Origin of the sequence: Microbulbifer sp. (assembly GCF_036563125.1) — a bacterium.
In the GTDB taxonomy this organism is placed as follows: domain Bacteria; phylum Pseudomonadota; class Gammaproteobacteria; order Pseudomonadales; family Cellvibrionaceae; genus Microbulbifer.
The window spans coordinates 54,435-70,644 of the sequence record NZ_DATCMV010000135.1 but is presented as its reverse complement, the minus strand read 5'-3'; the positions used below and the strand labels follow the sequence as shown (position 1 = coordinate 70,644).

Sequence of the window (16,210 nt, the reverse complement as noted above, 5' to 3'; positions counted from 1 at the left end):
AGGGCGCCCAAATGGCGCCCTTTTTTATTGGCTTCTTGTCCAATATTATTTCCGGGTCTCTGCACTTTCGTCGCGCGCTGCACGGAATTCATTACCGCTGTACCAGTTTGGCCAGTCGCGGCTGTTGGCGAGCTCCAGGCCGAGATCGAGACCCAGGGCAAGATCCAGCGCGGCACCTTCCAGGTTCCACTGTGGATCGTACTCGTCGCCAGGCTTGTGGTAGGCGTGTGCAGTGTACTCTTCGCCTTTCTTCTGCGCCCAGTCGCGGCCGTGCTCGAAGCTGTCAGTTCCTGAATCGAAATACAGCATGGGCACGCCTTTCTTGGCCAGGCTGAAATGATCTGAGCGGTAGAAGTAGCCGCGCTCCGGATGATCTTCCGGTGCCAGGTAGCGGCCCTGTTTGGACGCCGCTGTCTCCAGCAACTTCTCCAGTTCGCTGTTGCCGTAGCCAACCACGATCACGTCACGCATCGGGCCGAGGACTCCCATGGCGTCAAAGTTGATACCGGCGACGGTTTTCTCCAGCGGTACCACCGGATTTTCCGCGTAGTACTTGGAGCCCAGCAGGCCGGACTCTTCGGCGGTCACAGCAACGAATACCAGCGAGCGCTCGGGCGCTTGTGGCAGTTTGGATACCTGTTGTGCCATCGCCAGAAGGCCGGCGGTGCCGGTGGCGTTGTCGACCGCGCCGTTGAAGATGTGGTCGCCGCCATCAGCGTGGTTGTTTACGCCCAGGTGATCCCAGTGTGCGGTGTAGATGACGGCTTCATCCGGATATTTGCTGCCGGGAAGCTTGGCCACCACGTTGCGGGAGTTGGACGTGCGCACCTTGCTTTTCAGGTCTACCGAAGCACTGAGGTCCAGCGCCTTGGGCTTGAAGCCGCGCTGCTTGGCGGCATCCATTTCCTGCGCCAGATCGAGGCCGGCGGCGCTAAACAGTTCCTTGGCTGCGTCGCCGGTCATCCAGGCTTCTACAGCCACGCGGTCGGCGTTCTTGTTATCTGCCGCAAGGCTGATCTGTGCGCCGGACCAGCTGCCACTGACTACTTCCCATGGGTAACCGGCGGCACCCGTCTCGTGGATGATGATCGCGCCCTCGGCCCCCTGGCGTGCAGCCTCTTCAAATTTGTAGCTCCAGCGACCGTAGTAGGTCATGGCGTTGCCGTTGAACAGGTTCTTGTCCTGGGTGGCGTAGCCCGGGTCGTTGACCAGAATCACTGCGGTTTTGCCTTTCATGTCCAGGCCGGCGTAATCGTTCCAGTCGTTTTCCGGGGCGACGATACCGTAGCCAACGAACACCAATGGGCTGTCCTGCAGTTTGCTCTCCGGTACCTGGCGCTGGGTGAAGGTCACCATCTCGCTCAGGGGTTGCAGCGACTTTTCAAAGTCCTTGCCCTTGATGAGCAGCGGGGTACTTTCGATGTTCATTTCCACCACCGGTACCTGTTGGAACCAGCTCGGGTTGCCCTCGGCGTCCTTGGTACCGGGCTCGAGGCCGAGTTTCTTGAACTCGTCCGCGAGATAGTTAACGGTCAGCTCCTCGCCCTTGGTGGCGGGGGCGCGGCCCTCAAATTTGTCGGAGGCGAGCACCGCGATGTGCTTGTGCAGGTCTTTCGCCAGTTCGGCAACTTCCGCTTGTTCTTCCGCGCTCAGAGTGGGCTGGCTGGTGGTCGCTGTTTCCGCGGTGGCGGCAATATCTGCTGGCTGTTGAGCTTCGCTCACCGTTGGCATATCGCTTTGCGCAGATGCAGTTTCGGCTTCTTTCTTGGCGCAGCCGCCGATGGCTGCCAGGCCCGCGAGGGCCAGTGGCAGGGCCAGGCGCCGCCAGTGTTGGGGCAATTGCATGGTCGTTTCCTTCTCTTGTCTTATGGTGTTGTTATTACTGTTCTGGCTGAGTCAGTTGGACCCGTCCATATACGCGAGAGTTTCACGGATCGGGAACAGGATGTCTTTGGCCAACTGACGGCTGCGCGCCGGAGACCAGCCTTCCACCATGTCGGGCAGGTTGGCGTTGTCCTTGAACGGCATTTCCAGGGTGAGCGCCAGGGTGCGGAACTGGTGTCCGCACCAGTTGGTACCCACGGTCATGTTGGCCTCGCCGGGCCCGTGCAGCGGGTAGCCCTGTTCGGTCTGGAAGTCTGGGCTGGATTTTTCATACGCCTGCTTGAAGACGTTCTCCAGCGCCGCGTGCTTCTCGTCATAGCCGGGAATGCCTTCGCAGGCCGCGACGAAGTTGTAGGGCAGGGCCTCGTCGCCGTGGATGTCGAGGAACATATCGCCACCGGTGGCCAGCATCCGCTCACGCACCAGGTAGACCTCCGGGCTGCGTTCCATAGTGGGAGACTGCCACTCGCGGTTCAGGTTGGCGCCCGCCGCATTGGTGCGCAGGTGGCCGCGCACGCTGCCATCCGGGTTCATGTTCGGCACCACGTAAAACACGGTGTTCGCCAGCAGGCTGCGCGCGGCGGGATTGGCGTCGTCCAGCAGGGCTTCGAGGAAACCTTCCACGAACCACTCCGCCATGGTCTCACCGGGGTGTTGGCGGGCAATCATCCACACTTTGCGCTTGGCGGTCTCCGCGTTACCGATGGTGAGCATGGTCATGTCGCGCCCGTCCAGGGTCTGGCCGAGGGTCTCAGCCTGTACGCGCTCGTCGGACTGAGCCCACGACAGCAGGTCGAGATGCCGCTCCCAGGAGAAGGGGGCGAAATAGGCGAGGTAAATGCTGGGCTGGTCCAGCTCCACGGTAAAATCCAGCACACTGCCGTCGTACTGTGCATCGATACGGAACCAGTTGTGGCGGTCGTAAGAGGCGCAGACCCGGTAATTTTCCCAGCCAGCCGGGTAGGCTGCCTTGCCCGCGTTGGTAATGCGCAGCGGGTACTGCTTGCCCACTTCGCCCTCGAGGCGGAAGTGAAACCACTGGTAGAAGTCGGACTGGTTGTCGATCCGGATAGCCAGCTCGATGGGATTGCTGTCTTTGTTGATGACTTTGATGTTGCCGCTGTCAAAGGCGCTGCTGATGTGCATGCGTGAGCTCCGCAGTAATCTTGGCGATAAGGTGGGTATAACCGGGAAACTATGGTGTATCCGGGTTGCTTTGGGGACTGGTTAGCAGGATACAGATTCGTAACAAAAATTCAGGATAGTTCACGGCAGCTTGGAGTAATTTTCTGCTGTCGGGCACCCATTGAGTGAAATATTTTGTTGCGGTGCTTTTGGTTGGGTAATAGTAACTCCACAACCAATATTATCGCGGCAATAAAAAAGCGCGGTGCCCTTGCGAACACCGCGCTTCTGCCATTCCATGGCGGCACCTGCTGAGACTACTGCTCCCTAAAAATTTCTGGCGTCAGACCAATGACGACTACTCACTGCCCTGGTCACTGCACGGTGTGAACCACAATTACACCTTCAGAAACCCTGTACTGCTCCCTGACATACCTCAGCAGGTGCTGTTTAAAGTTTAGGCAGGCTTTCTTCGCACCGTCCCCGGGGAGCGAAAACTTGGCGTTAAATCGGTTAACTTTTAGACAGTTAATGCAGTTCTGAAATGGCCACTCCCTTGGCAAAAACGGCGTCAATCGAAATTCAGTTCGCTGTCTTTCCAGTACTTGGTGCCTTTGAGGGTAGCCTGTAGTGCCACACCGCTTTCGGTGAGCTGGTAGACGCGCATGCCGTCCATCACCACTTCACCGCCCACGGCGACACCTTTGTCCTGGGCCTTCGCCGCCGCATCCGCATGGCCGCCGAAGGACCAGCCGTGCTCTACAAAGCGGTTCATGACTTCCGGCGAGTCGAATACGAACAGCGCGCGGAAATCCTTGATGCCAATGCCGAGGCCAACGCCCACCTCACCCATCTTCATGTAAGTGCGTTCACCGGATTTGCTCACCGCTATCCCGTAACCGGTGGAGGCGCTGGCGAGCAGCAGGTTCAGGTTGACGTTGCTGAACACCGCGTAGCCGGGGGCGCGGGCCACATCGCTGCGCAGGTCCGGCTTCAGGCGGTAGAGATCGTCGAGCACCTGCCGCTCTGTCCTCTGGATATGTTGGCGCTGCTCGTCGCGGGTCTGGCCGGGGGCGGCGCAGGCGGCGATCAAAAACACCTGGGTCAGTAGCGACAGCACGGCAATTGGCCGTAGAACCCGGCGCAGGATGGAAAGGCGGAAGTGCGGCATGGCGATTACTCCTGAAAGCCCGCAGGCTGGGGCTGTTGTGGATGTAGCGTTTTGCAAACGGTTGCCCGGTGGGCATTATTTTTGGTTTTTCCGCCGCTGTCTGGGGGCGGTAACGGAATTGATACGAGAATACCGATGATGTCCCGCCGCGCCTGCGACCTGGTGCACAAAGAGCGAATTGGCGCCACTTTCGGCCCCTCGGCCAAATCGGGTATTCTTGCGCCCCTGAGCAAATGACTTCGGGATTCCACAGAGGAAACAAATTCATGAACCGATCCCTCAAGCGCGGCATCGCCGCCTCCTGTCTGCTGACCCTGGTGCTGAACCTCACCGCGTGTGGCTACTTCCTCTATCCTGAGCGTAAAGGTCAGTCTGGTGGTCGTGTAGATCCGGTGGTGGTGATTCTCGATGGTGTTGGTCTGCTGTTCGGCATCCTGCCGGGTGTTGTTGCGTTTGCCGTAGATATCACCAACGGCACCATCTACCTGCCGGCGGGCGGTTCTTCCGCCATTGACCGTCATCTGACCGCGAATGAGCCGCAGGCAAAAGAAGTGGTCGACCAGAACGGCCAGGCGTGGATTGAACTGCCGCTGGAAGCGGTGAGCGGCGGTGAAGAGATCGATGCGCAGAATCTGGAGCAGGTGAGCGCGGCGCTGGCGCAATATACCGGTCAGCAAGTGGCGGTAACCGACATCGTGTGGCTGCAGGATCTGGTGGCGCTGGAGCAGGCGCGTGCGGCTCAGCAGGCCACTGCTGCCCGCTGAGGGATTTTGCGATTTTTTGCCCCTGATAAAGCGGTGATTTCCAGCGGAAATTAATCCGACCCATTTGGGCAGGTGGCGCATCATCGGCGCCGCTTTGCCCGGGATCTGTCAGCCCCCGGAGCATTTCTGCCTTTGGTACGTGAGCCGAAGGTGGTGTACATGGGGCTCAACCGGCTGTTGCCGGCGCTGGACAGCTTCTTTTCCTCCTGCAAACTCTCCTGAATCTTCCCTGGTTACCAGTCTGGCAAAGCGTGCCTTAGCGCTTGCGACCGGTCAGCGCGCCCATGATACCGCGCATCAACTCCCTGCCGATCTGGCGACCGAAACTCGCCGCCATCTTGTCGAAGGATTTTTCCAGTGCACTTGGTTTGCTGGTGGTTACGCGTGGCTTGCTCACTTGTGATGCCCCCGGTTCTGCCTGCGCGCGGCGCCGCTGCAGCTGCTCGTAGGCGGAATCCCGATCCAGTTTCTGGCTGTATTTGCTGTGCAATGGGCTGTCGTGCATCACCACCTTGCGTTCCCGGTTGTCCAGCGGCGTCAGGCGGCTGGCGGGCGGGTGGATGAGCAGGCGAGATACCGGTTGCGGTACGCCACTTTCATCCAGGCAGGACACCAGCGCTTCGCCCACGCCCAGTTCGCCGATGGCCTGCGCGGTGTCGATTTCTGGGTTGGCGCGGAAACTGTTGGCGGCGGCCCTGACCGCGCGCTGCTCGTTCGGGGTGTAGGCCCGCAGCGCATGCTGCACCCGGTTGCCCAGTTGCGCGAGGATGTCTTCGGGGATATCCAGCGGGTTCTGGGTGATAAAAAATATACCGACACCCCTGGAGCGGATCAGCTTTACGATCCGCTCCACTTGTTCGCGCAGGTTTTTCGGCAGGTCATCAAACAGCAGGTGGGCCTCGTCAAAAAACAGTACCAGTCGCAACTGTCGGTCGCCGACTTCCGGCAGGTTTTCATAGAGTTCCGCCAGCAGCCACAACAGCAGGATGCCGTACACCGCGGGCTGCATATCGCTGGCGTCCAGCAGGTGGATGGTATCGCTATCGATGAGGTCGTGGAGGTCCAGTGCCGGCTCGCCGAACAGGGCGTCGGCCCCCTGGAGTTCCAGTGCCAGGTACTTGCGTTTGATGGCGCCGAGACTGGCGGCGGAGATAGTGCCGAATTCCGCCAGTAGTCCCTTGCGGTTCTGGTCGGCGTAGTCGATCAGCGCCAGTAGGTCTTTCCAGTCCAGTAACAGCAGGCCCTGCTGGTCGGCGATGCGAAACAGCAGCTGCATCAGTCCTTGCTGGTTGTCGTTCAGATGCAGCATGCGGCCGATAAGCTCCGGCCCCAGCTCGCTGGGGGTGGTGCGCATCGGCAGGCCACCGGCGCCCCAGAGGGTGAGGCGGAAGGCGCGAAAGTAGCGTTCGTCGAGATCAAACAGGGGCAGCCGCTCGCGCACCTTCTCGCTATCGCCGCCGGCGGCGCCGAGACCGCTCAGGTCGCCCTTGAGGTCGGTTACCAGTGTGGCGATGCCGCGAGCACTCAGTTGTTCTGTCAGATAGCGCAGGGTGACGGTTTTGCCGGTGCCGGTGGCGCCGCAGATCAGGCCGTGGCGGTTCAACATCTGCGGCAGCAGCTGTCCGGTATTGCTTTGCCCCGCGGCAGCCTCGGTAAGCTTGTTTTTTCCGAGTGAGATCGGCTGTGAGAGATCGGGCTGGAGCGGCATCGGAACCCCTGGTGGTGACACAGCATCCATGTGTCTAATCCCTGTCACTGGTCCTTGTAACTTTAGTCCCGACGTGTGCTCGCGCTCAGGAGGATTGCGCGGATTTGAATGCCTTGGGTGAGAGACCGGTCCAGCGCCGAAAAGCTTTGCCGAACGCACTTTCGTCGCAGTAACCGAGGGCGGCGGCGATATCCACATTGGTCTTTTCACCCTCCCGCAGCCACTGGCAGGCGTAGTGGCTGCGCACTTCGTCCTGGATCGCGCGGAAGCTCGCGTTTTCCTCCAGCAGTTTGCGGCCGAGGTGGCGCGGACTGATGCACAGGCGCGCCGCGACCTGTTCGCGACTCAGCTGTGGTTCCTGCTGCAGCAGGTGGGCAACCCGCAATTGCAGGCTCTTGCTGGTAAGCGCTTTTAGCAGGGCATCTGCTTCCGGTTTCAGGCGTGCCATCACCTGGCGGTCGGCGGCGACCAGAGGGATTTCGAGATCCTGCGGGCGGAAGCGAATGCCGGATGATTCCGCGTTGAACTGTACCGGGGCCTGCAGCAGTTGCTGGTATTGCTGTTGTACTGCCAGTGACGGGGTAGGGTAGGCAAAGAGTACGCTCTGGGGCTGAAACTCGCGCCCGGTCATGACGCGCGCCTGGGCCAGGCAAATGGACAGCACCGTCTCCACCCGCAGGCGCGCGCAGCGCAGGTAGTTGGGGCGGTAGCACAGCTCCACATAAAAACTGCCACGGCGCATCTCGAACTGGCCGCCCTCGCCCAGCAGCGGGTGGTAAATGAGCAGCTGCTCCAGTGCGGCACCGAGATTTTTCTGGGTCATCAACAGGTAGCCCACCAGCCCCATCTGGCTGCCCTGCATGGCCTGCCCCAGGCGAATACCCAGCAATGGGTCCGGGTGCGCGTCCTGTACCGCCAGCCAGATCTCTTCCTGGACGTTCATGGGGACGCGCTCATTTTCGTTAATGGCGGTCAGGAGTGCTTGGGCTTTGGGCGGGAGCTTTAGTTGAAGTCGCTCCAAAGCGCTGATAACTGCTCGCGTGTAGCTGAGTGTGACACTTCTGCTGTCGATGGTGTTCAATTTGGTTGTCCGAAATTAACCAGATGCTGCCCGATTATGACGACGGCCTTTGGGAATGTCACGTTATATTGATCGCCAACGTGATATGACAAGAAAGTCAGCTGGAACGCGCGGCGTTCACCCTGACAGGTAATAGTGGGAGAACAATAATGAAGCCATTGGCGGGAATGAAACCTTTCGCGGTTATCGGCGCCGGCCCCATGGGGCTGTGTAGTGTACGCAATCTGGCCAAGCACGGAATCCCCTGTGTGGGATTCGAGATCCACAGCGATGTGGGTGGTCTGTGGGATATCGATAGCCCCACCAGCACCATGTACGAATCCGCCCACCTGATTTCGTCCAAGCGCATGACCGAATTCGCAGAATTCCCCATGGGCGATGAGGTGGCACTGTTCCCCAGTCACCGCGAAATGCGTGACTACTTCCGCGCCTATGCGCAGAAATTCGATCTGTACCGCCACTATGAATTTGAAACCGAAGTGCTTAATTGCGAGCGCATCGGCGAAGACTGGCACATTACCACCCGCTGCAAGGGCGAAGAGCAGACCCGAGTGTTCGGCGGCCTGTTGATCGCCAATGGCACCCTGCATCATCCCAATATGCCGCAACTGCCTGGTGAGTTCGCCGGTGAACTGCTGCACTCCGCGGATTACCGCGACGCGGCCATGTTCGAGGGCAAGCGCGTGCTGCTGGTGGGCTGTGGCAACAGTGGTGCGGATATCGCGGTGGACGCGGCGCACCGCGCCAAGAGCGTGGATATCAGCCTGCGCCGGGGTTATTACTTCCTGCCCAAGTTTATCGGCGGCAAGGCCACCGACGCGGTGGGTGGCAAGATCAAACTGCCGCGCTTTATCCAGCAGCGTATCAGTGCCGCGCTGTCGAAATTCATGCTGGGTACGCCCGAGCAGTACGGCCTGCCAAAGCCGGACTACAAGATGTTCGAGTCGCACCCGGTGATCAACTCCCTGATCCTGCACCATATCGGCCACGGTGATATCAAGGTGCGCAAGGACATTACTGCGGTGGATGGCCACAACGTGACCTTTACCGACGGCAGCACTGGCGAGTACGACCTGATCCTGATGGCCACTGGCTACAAGCTGCACTATCCGTTTATCGATGCTGCCCACCTCAACTGGGAGGGTTTTGCCCCGCGCCTGTATCTGAATGTGTTCCATCCGGAGTACGACAACCTGTTCCTGATGGGCATGGTGGAGGCCGCGGGACTCGGCTGGGAAGGGCGCAACCGCCAGGCGGAGATGGTGGCCCTGTATATCCGCCAGCTGGCGTCGGGTGCAGCCTCTGCCGAGAAGCTCAAGCAGGTAAAGCGTGCCCAGGCGGGCGAACGCGCCGATGGCGGCATGCAGTACCTGAAGCTGGAGCGTATGGCCTACTACGTGCACAAGGACAGCTACCTGAAGGCACTGGCTGGTCACACCCGGGACTTGCTCGGTGACCACCGGGTTGAGGATACTGCACAGTTTTCAGCCAATCCGGCCGCAGCGACCCGCTGAGGTCGCCAGGACAATGAATAACTTGAATCCCGCTTTATCCGTTTCTATCGACAGTTTCCAGATGTCGCCGGCGGCGCTGATCGCCCTCAACGCCGTGCTGGCATTCATGATGTTTGGTGTATCGCTGGGGCTGCGCACCGCGGACTTCCGCCGTGTGCTGAGCCGCCCGGTGGCGCCGGTGACCGGGATGGTGGCGCAGTTCCTGCTGTTGCCGGCCATTACCTGTTTCGGCACCTGGGCACTGGACATCAGCCCCGGACTGGCGCTTGGCATGATTCTGGTGGCCTGCTGCCCCGGCGGTACCTTCTCCAATGTGATGACCTGGATCGGTCGCGCCAATGTGGCCACCTCGGTCAGCATGACGGCCATATCCAGTCTCGCCGCAGTGGTGCTCACACCGCTGAACTTCGCCCTCTACGGCAGCCTCAACCCGAACACCCGTGAAGCCCTGCAGGCCATTCACCTGCCGGCGGAAAACATGGTGCTGATGGTGGTGCTGGTGCTGGCGCTGCCCATGGCGCTCGGCATGCTGGTGGGGGGGCGCTTCCCGCGCTTTGCCGAGCGCAGTGAGCGGCATTTCCGCACCGCATCGCTGTTCGTTTTCCTGCTGTTTGTGGTGATCTCCTTCAGCAAGCACTGGCAGACCGCACTGCAGATTGCGGGCTCGGTACTGGTGCTGGTGATCGCGCACAATGCCATTGCTTTCATGATTGGCGATCTCGCCAGCCGCGGGGCGCGCCTGCCCCAGGGGGATCGGCGGGCGGTGACCATGGAGGTGGGCATCCAGAACTCGGGACTGGCGCTCGCCATTCTGTTCACTTTCTACCCGGGGTCCGGGGAGATGCTGGTGGTGGCGGGCTTCTGGGGCGTTTGGCATCTGGTGTCCGGGCTCAGTCTTGCCGGCTACTGGAACTACAGCGATCGGCGCATTGCGGGCGCGAATGCACAGGCCGCGGATTCGATCTGAAGATTTCGCTGGCGCGGCCGGCGCTGGCAGCCAGGCCAAAAACTCTGGCCCATAACAACCTGGTCCATAACAACTCTGGCCATAACAAGAAGAGCAGAACATGAGTGATAAGCGGGTATTGATTACCGGGGCGGCAGGCTATGTCGGTCGCCTGTTGGGGGAGTCGCTGGCGACACGTATGGACGTGGTCGGTGTCGATATCGCACAGCGCGAGGCGGCGTTCCCCATCTTCCAGATGGATATTTGCGATGCGGCGCTGGCGGAGCTGATGCGTGCCGAGCGCATTACCCATGTGGTGCACCTGGCCTCGGTCATGGCCTCTGGTCGCGATCGCGCGCGTGAGTACCGTATCGATGTGGACGGCACGCGCAATGTACTGGAAGCCTGTATCGCCGCCGGCGTGGGCCACCTGACCCTGACCAGCAGCGGTGCGGCCTACGGCTACCATGCGGACAATCCCGCTTGGCTCACGGAGGATCTCCCTCTGCGCGGCAACCCTGAATTTGCCTACTCGGACCACAAGCGTCTGGTGGAGGAAATGCTGGCGGATTACCGCCAGAAGCATCCGCAGTTACGTCAGCTCATCCTCCGTCCCTGCTCGATTATCGGCGCCACCACCAACAGCAAGATCAGCGACCTGTTTACTGGCAGCAGTATCCTCGATCCCGGCGGCCACAATTCACCGTTTGTGTTTATCTGGGATGAAGACGTCGTCGGCGCGATCGAGCACGGGGTGGTCGAAGATGCCAGCGGCATTTACAACCTGGCCGGTGATGGTGCGCTGACGCCTGCGGAAATCGCCCGCCTGCTGAACAAGCCCCTGCGCCGTCCACCGGTGTGGCTGGTGAAAATGTTATTGGGTATCAGCTACGGACTGCGATTCGGCAATGTGCAACCGGCACAGGTGATGTTTCTGCAATACCGTCCGGTATTGCTGAATACCCGCCTGAAGAGCGAGTTAGGCTACCGCCCGCGCAAAACCTCTGCGGAAGCCTTCGCCTATTTCGCAAAAAACGTTCTCGGTGTCGATGTTGATGCGGGCAGCGCGCGGGTTACCCATGCCGATCCCGCAACTGCAACGGTGGCGGGAGGCCAGGCCGCATGAGCGCCCCCTTGATCACTCCGCAGAACCGGGAAAAGATTTTTGTGGTTACCGGTGCTGCCGGTGGGCTCGGCTGGGCACTGGTGCGCGCGCTTGAAACGGCCTTCGTCGCCCAGGGGCCGGTGCGCTTCGCGCTGGTCGATATGGATGCGGAAGCCCTGGCCGCGCGTGCGCGGGAACTGGAGGCGCGGAATATCGACGCGGATGTATTCGTTACCGATCTGTCCTCGGAAAGCGCGGTGGCGGAACTGTGCGCACGACTGCGCAACCTCTACGGTGCGGTCGACCTGCTGGTGAATAACGCCGGCATCACCCACCGAAGTCTCTCGACCCAGACCAGCAACGCGGTCATCCGTCGGGTGATGGCGGTGGATTACCACGCGCCGGTGGAGCTGGCACAGGGCCTGATGGGAGAGCTGCGCGCGGCTTCTGGCTGCGTCATCAATATCAGCTCCATGGCAGGCTGGATGCCGGTACTGGGGCGTGCGGGTTACTGTGCTGCCAAAAGTGCGCTGCACCAGTACTTCGAGACCTTCCGCGAGGAAGTGCGCGAAGAAGGCGTGCGTGTACTCATGGTCTACCCGAGCTTCGTCGCCACCAATATCGACACCAACGCCCTGGCGGGCGACGGTGGTCGCGCCAAACACGCCCAGAGCACCATTGGCCAGGTGCGCAGTGCCGACTGGATGGCGGGTGAGATCGTCCGCGCACTGGTCGCAGGCAAGGAGCGCCTGTTCCCGCGCGACAAATCCCTGCTGGGGGCCTACCTGTACAAGCTTGCGCCGAAACTGTTCCTGCGCCAGATGGTGAAAAACTTCCGCGTGGAGCTGGAAGTGGGGCGGGCAGCACAGGTGGCTGACCGCTGAATGTGAGTGTGCGTTTGCGCCGTTAGCGGATCATGGTGATTACGCTGGCGGCCAGCAGCACGCCCATGGTGATGTTGAAAAACCTCAGGTAACGGGGTTCTTTGAACAGTTGTTTCAGGCCCACGCCAAACATCAACCAGACCACGATACAGGGGCCGCCGATCAGTATGAACGCCAGGGCAATGCGTCCGGCCTCCATCAGCATGGCGCCGTCCGGTGTGGTAAACGCCGCAAGTGCGCCCACCGCCATAATCCAGCCCTTGGGGTTCACCCATTGAAAAGCCACTGCCTGTAAAAAGGTAAATGGCTTCTTTCCTTCCGCAGAGCCCACCTCGCGCGTATTGGCAATGATCCATGCCAGATAAAGCAGGTAGGCGATACCAACCCAGCGAACCACCTCGTGCAATATCGGATACTGGCTGAACAGTGCGCCGAGGCCAAGGCCGATGGCAATGATCATGGCCGGGTAACCGAGGCAGATCCCTAGGAAGTGCGGCATTGAACGACCGACCCCGAAATTGAGGCCGGACGACATCATCATCAGGTTGTTCGGCCCGGGTGTGATACTGGTTGAAAACACAAACAGGGCGATCGGCAGCAGCGTTTCGAGCAAGGTAGGCCTCGTGGGAAAGTCAAGTGGCAACGGCGCGCAGTTTGACGTTGCATAGTGCATAGATAGTCGCACAGATTATCCGCGTTGCGATTATCGCGGTAAACCGGTGCCACAGGTGCCATGCTAGAATTCTGCAAATTTTCTGCGGTTGCTCGCCATGTCGATGATCGACAGTCACTGCCATTTAGACTTCGACGCCTTCGCCGCCGATCGCCAACAGGTATGGCAGCGCTGTATCGCGCTGGATATTCAGGGCGTGATCATTCCCGGTATCAGTATTCCCCAATGGCGCCAGCTGTTTGCGCTGGTTAACACACAGCCCGGCTGGTACGGCGCGGTGGGGGTGCACCCCTGGTGGATTGCGGAACTCGCCATCGAACCCGCGCAGCTGCAGCGCGCCGTGGAAGAGCGAGTTACCCGCGAGCGGGCCGGTGCCAACCGCTGCGTCGCGGTGGGCGAATGTGGACTGGATGCCAACATCTACACACCCATGGAAGCACAGCTCGCGGTGTTCTCGTCGCAGCTGCGCGCAGCGCAAAACCTGGAATTGCCGGTAATCGTTCACTGCGTGCGCGCTCACAGCGAAGTGATCCGCATACTGAAAAAAATGCGCCCGCAAAAAGGTGGGGTGATCCACGCCTTTAGTGGAAGCCGCGAAATTGCCGAGGAGTATCGCCGGCTGGGATTTATGCTCGGGGTCGGCGGCACCATTACTTATCCGCGCGCCAGCAAAACCCGCGATACCCTGGCCTCGGTACCGCTGGAATCCCTGTTGCTCGAATCCGATGCCCCGGATATGCCGCACGCTGGTCATCAGGGTGAACGCAACAGTCCGGAGTATCTGCCGGCGGTAGCGGAAACCCTTGCGGCGTTGCGCGGAATTGACGTGCAGCAAGTCATCGCGCAAACCGAAAAAAATACCCGCGCACTGTTCAATCTGTGAATGCCCAGTGGTGAATACCTGGTTATGAGTTTTTCCGTCGAGTCATTCAAAAAACAGTTTCCGCTGTTTGCCCAGAGCGAGAACGGCGAACTGGTGTATCTGGATAATGCCGCCACCACACAAAAGCCCGCATGCGTGATCGATGCTATCGCGGATTTTTATCGCCACAGCAACGCCAATACCCACAGGTCCAGCCATCGTCTGGCCCGTCGCGCCACCGACATGGTGGAGCAAGTGCGGGCCCGCGCCGTTGTGTTTCTCGGCGCTGCCAGCCCGAAAGAGATTGTATTTACCCGCGGTGCTACCGAGGGCCTGAACCTGTTGGCCTACAGCTTGTGCTCGCAATTGCAGCCCGGTGACCAGATTGTCTTAACTACAGCAGAGCACCACGCCAATCTCGTGCCCTGGCAGATGATGGCAGAGCGCTACCAGCTGGAACTGCGTTATGTGCCGGACACCCGGGGAGTGCCGCACTTTGATCGTGTCGCTGAAGTACTTACGCCGCGCACCAGAATTGTGTCGACTACCGCAGGCTCAAATGCGCTTGGTTTTCGCTCCGACCTGAAAGCTGTGCACGCCGCGCTCGCGGATAAAAATATTCACTGGATTGTGGATGGCGCCCAGTTGGCGGCGCACGAGCACGTGGATGTGCAGGCTATCGGCTGCGATTTTTTTGTGTGCTCAGCACACAAATTTTACGGCCCGACCGGCGTCGGTTTGCTATACGGTCGTGAGCGCCTGTTGCGGGCCATGCCGCCGTGGCAGGGCGGTGGCGAGATGATTGCGGATGTCGATCTCTACTCCAACCATTTTGCGGATCTGCCGCATAAATTTGAAGCTGGTACCTCGTCGCTCGCGGCCATCGCCGGGCTCGGCGCCTGCCTGGAATTTCTCGGGCAGCAGGATAGGGCGGGCATGGCGCGGCATGAGCAGCAGCTGCTGCACTATATACACGATCGTTTGGGGCAGATTCCAGAGCTGGACCTGCTGAGTACAGCGGACAACAATCTGGGTATTGTCGCTTTCACCCATCCGCGCTGTGCGGCGATTGATCTGATGCAGTGGCTGGACGCGCGCGACATCGCAGTGCGCGTCGGCCACCACTGTGCCCAGCCATTGGTGCGCGCGACTGGCCACAGTGCCACGCTGCGCGCGTCGGTGGCCGCCTACAATACCCGTGACGATGTGGAGAAATTTGTCGCCGCGGTCGCGGATTTTTTTGCGCACCTGGACGATGACGTGGAAGTGCAGAGAGAGGCACACACCGGCACCGAGAGCGCGGATTGGCAGGGGGATGACCTGGGCGCACTGGATATCGGGGCGCTGCGCGCCCAGCGCAATTGGCAGGACCGCTACCGCACCCTGATGGGGTGGGCCAAATCGGTGTCCCGCAAGGATTCGATCCGCCGCGACGAAAATCTGGTGCGGGGTTGTGAGTCCAGTGCCTGGCTGGTGCACCGTTGCGAAAATGGTCTGCACCGATTTGCGCTCGACAGCGACAGCCGCATCGTCAGGGGGCTGGGTGCGCTGCTGCTACTGCGGTTGGATGGGCAGGAAAGTGGTGCGGTGGTACGTGCGGATCTGGAATCCCTGTTTGCAGAGCTGGGACTGGAGCAGCAATTGAGTGAGTCCCGGGCCAACGGCTTTCGAGCGCTGTTGGAGCGAGCCTTTTTATTAATGCAACAACAATGATGGCGCCAGGAGTCGATTGATGTAAGGGCACGTGCTTTCGGGGATTTGCCGGCAATTCCCCTCAGTGAATTCCCTGCACTTGCAGCCAGTGGATTATCGTGGCCGCCAGTGCCCGCGGTTGTTCCAGCGGAATCATGTGACCGCTGTCATCAATAATTTCTAGCGACGCGTTGGGAATCGCATCCACCAGTTCCTGTGCCTCTTGCAGCGAACGCAGTGCATCGTCAGTACTCGCCACCACCAGGGTCGGGCAGCGTATCGACTCTGTCGGAACCCCGGATCTGTCCAGTGCGGACTGCGTCGCCAGGGCGTGGTACCCCAGGCGGTTTCCCATGTGTTTAATGCGGGCGATCAGGTCGGCGTCTGCGGCGCGACGGGGGTGCAGCGAATTCGCGATTGTGCTGTTGCTCAACCCTTTGAATCTGGCCGCGGACAGTGCGTTTACCGCCTGTTGCTTCAACTTCATTTGCTGAGGTGTGTCCTCGCGCAGGGAGCTGGCGACGATTGCCAGTGCTTCGACCCTTTCCGGGAAGTCCGCCGCCAGTTGTCTGGCCACGTATCCGCCCAGCGAGAATCCGATCAGCAGGAAGCGCTGTGGTGAGCGCTCGGCGATATGCCGCGCGATCCCAGCTATGCTTTGTGCCCCGGTGAGCGCACCGGTATACACCGCCCAGTCTTCGGGAAGCTCGCTACTGAACTCGTCCCACAGAGTCTCGTCCAGCATAAAACCGGGTATCAATACTACCGAGCAGGGGCGGCTGTTCACATCGATCTCCGTTC

15 protein-coding genes are annotated in these 16,210 nt (G+C 60.3%); 7 read left to right on the top strand and 8 right to left on the bottom strand.

What is annotated here, in order from left to right; genetic code table 11:
• Positions 1-45: 45 nt before the first annotated feature.
• The 4 genes from VIL80_RS11420 to VIL80_RS11405 form a co-directional block, all read right to left on the bottom strand.
• Positions 46-1,845: a M28 family metallopeptidase gene (locus tag VIL80_RS11420; RefSeq protein ID WP_332036237.1), complete on the bottom strand. Its 1,800-nt coding sequence runs from the start codon at positions 1,843-1,845 to the stop codon at positions 46-48.
• A 51-nt stretch (positions 1,846-1,896) separates the two neighbouring features.
• On the bottom strand, positions 1,897-3,030 hold the full coding sequence (locus tag VIL80_RS11415) for a M14 family metallopeptidase (RefSeq protein ID WP_332036236.1): 1,134 nt from the start codon (positions 3,028-3,030) through the stop codon (positions 1,897-1,899).
• A gap of 120 nt (positions 3,031-3,150) precedes the next feature.
• On the bottom strand, positions 3,151-3,309 hold the full coding sequence (locus VIL80_RS11410) for a hypothetical protein (protein ID WP_332036235.1): 159 nt from the start codon (positions 3,307-3,309) through the stop codon (positions 3,151-3,153).
• A 271-nt stretch (positions 3,310-3,580) separates the two neighbouring features.
• Entirely contained in the window at positions 3,581-4,180 is a 600-nt protein-coding gene (locus VIL80_RS11405; protein WP_332036234.1) for a lipid-binding SYLF domain-containing protein, read from the bottom strand.
• 266 nt (positions 4,181-4,446) lie between these two features.
• Here VIL80_RS11405 and VIL80_RS11400 point away from each other — a divergent pair, with 266 nt between their 5' ends.
• On the top strand, positions 4,447-4,944 hold the full coding sequence (locus VIL80_RS11400; RefSeq protein ID WP_332036233.1) for a hypothetical protein: 498 nt from the start codon (positions 4,447-4,449) through the stop codon (positions 4,942-4,944).
• Positions 4,945-5,200: 256 nt separating this feature from the next.
• Here VIL80_RS11400 and VIL80_RS11395 read toward each other — a convergent pair whose 3' ends face one another.
• Together VIL80_RS11395 and VIL80_RS11390 are read right to left on the bottom strand one after the other, a co-directional pair.
• Positions 5,201-6,652, bottom strand: a complete 1,452-nt coding sequence (locus VIL80_RS11395) for a helicase HerA-like domain-containing protein (RefSeq protein WP_332036232.1) — start codon at positions 6,650-6,652, stop codon at positions 5,201-5,203.
• 85 nt (positions 6,653-6,737) lie between these two features.
• Positions 6,738-7,673 carry a helix-turn-helix domain-containing protein gene (locus tag VIL80_RS11390; RefSeq protein ID WP_332036231.1) on the bottom strand — a complete coding sequence of 312 codons (936 nt, stop codon included), beginning with the start codon at positions 7,671-7,673 and terminating at the stop codon, positions 6,738-6,740.
• A gap of 209 nt (positions 7,674-7,882) precedes the next feature.
• Between VIL80_RS11390 and VIL80_RS11385 the strand changes: the two genes are divergently transcribed.
• From VIL80_RS11385 to VIL80_RS11370, 4 genes are all read left to right on the top strand, one after another.
• On the top strand, positions 7,883-9,247 hold the full coding sequence (locus VIL80_RS11385) for a flavin-containing monooxygenase (protein ID WP_332036230.1): 1,365 nt from the start codon (positions 7,883-7,885) through the stop codon (positions 9,245-9,247).
• 13 nt (positions 9,248-9,260) lie between these two features.
• The gene (locus VIL80_RS11380) at positions 9,261-10,214 is read left to right on the top strand and encodes a bile acid:sodium symporter family protein (RefSeq protein WP_332036229.1); all 954 of its coding nucleotides are present in this window, start codon (positions 9,261-9,263) and stop codon (positions 10,212-10,214) included.
• A gap of 100 nt (positions 10,215-10,314) precedes the next feature.
• On the top strand, positions 10,315-11,319 hold the full coding sequence (locus tag VIL80_RS11375; protein ID WP_332036228.1) for an SDR family oxidoreductase: 1,005 nt from the start codon (positions 10,315-10,317) through the stop codon (positions 11,317-11,319).
• Positions 11,316-12,182, top strand: a complete 867-nt coding sequence (locus VIL80_RS11370; protein WP_332036227.1) for an SDR family NAD(P)-dependent oxidoreductase — start codon at positions 11,316-11,318, stop codon at positions 12,180-12,182. The genes VIL80_RS11375 and VIL80_RS11370 overlap by 4 nt, the downstream gene beginning before the upstream one ends.
• A 22-nt stretch (positions 12,183-12,204) precedes the next feature.
• Here VIL80_RS11370 and VIL80_RS11365 read toward each other — a convergent pair whose 3' ends face one another.
• A complete protein-coding gene (locus VIL80_RS11365) occupies positions 12,205-12,795 on the bottom strand; it encodes a LysE family translocator (protein ID WP_332036226.1) in 591 nt (196 codons plus the stop codon).
• A 157-nt stretch (positions 12,796-12,952) separates the two neighbouring features.
• Between VIL80_RS11365 and VIL80_RS11360 the strand changes: the two genes are divergently transcribed.
• Positions 12,953-13,738, top strand: coding sequence for a TatD family hydrolase (locus tag VIL80_RS11360; RefSeq protein ID WP_332036225.1), 786 nt, complete (start codon positions 12,953-12,955; stop codon positions 13,736-13,738).
• A gap of 24 nt (positions 13,739-13,762) precedes the next feature.
• The gene (locus tag VIL80_RS11355) at positions 13,763-15,430 is read left to right on the top strand and encodes an aminotransferase class V-fold PLP-dependent enzyme (protein ID WP_332036224.1); all 1,668 of its coding nucleotides are present in this window, start codon (positions 13,763-13,765) and stop codon (positions 15,428-15,430) included.
• A 61-nt stretch (positions 15,431-15,491) separates the two neighbouring features.
• Here VIL80_RS11355 and VIL80_RS11350 read toward each other — a convergent pair whose 3' ends face one another.
• Positions 15,492-16,196 carry an alpha/beta fold hydrolase gene (locus VIL80_RS11350; protein ID WP_332036223.1) on the bottom strand — a complete coding sequence of 235 codons (705 nt, stop codon included), beginning with the start codon at positions 16,194-16,196 and terminating at the stop codon, positions 15,492-15,494.
• Between the last annotated feature and the right edge of the window lie 14 nt (positions 16,197-16,210).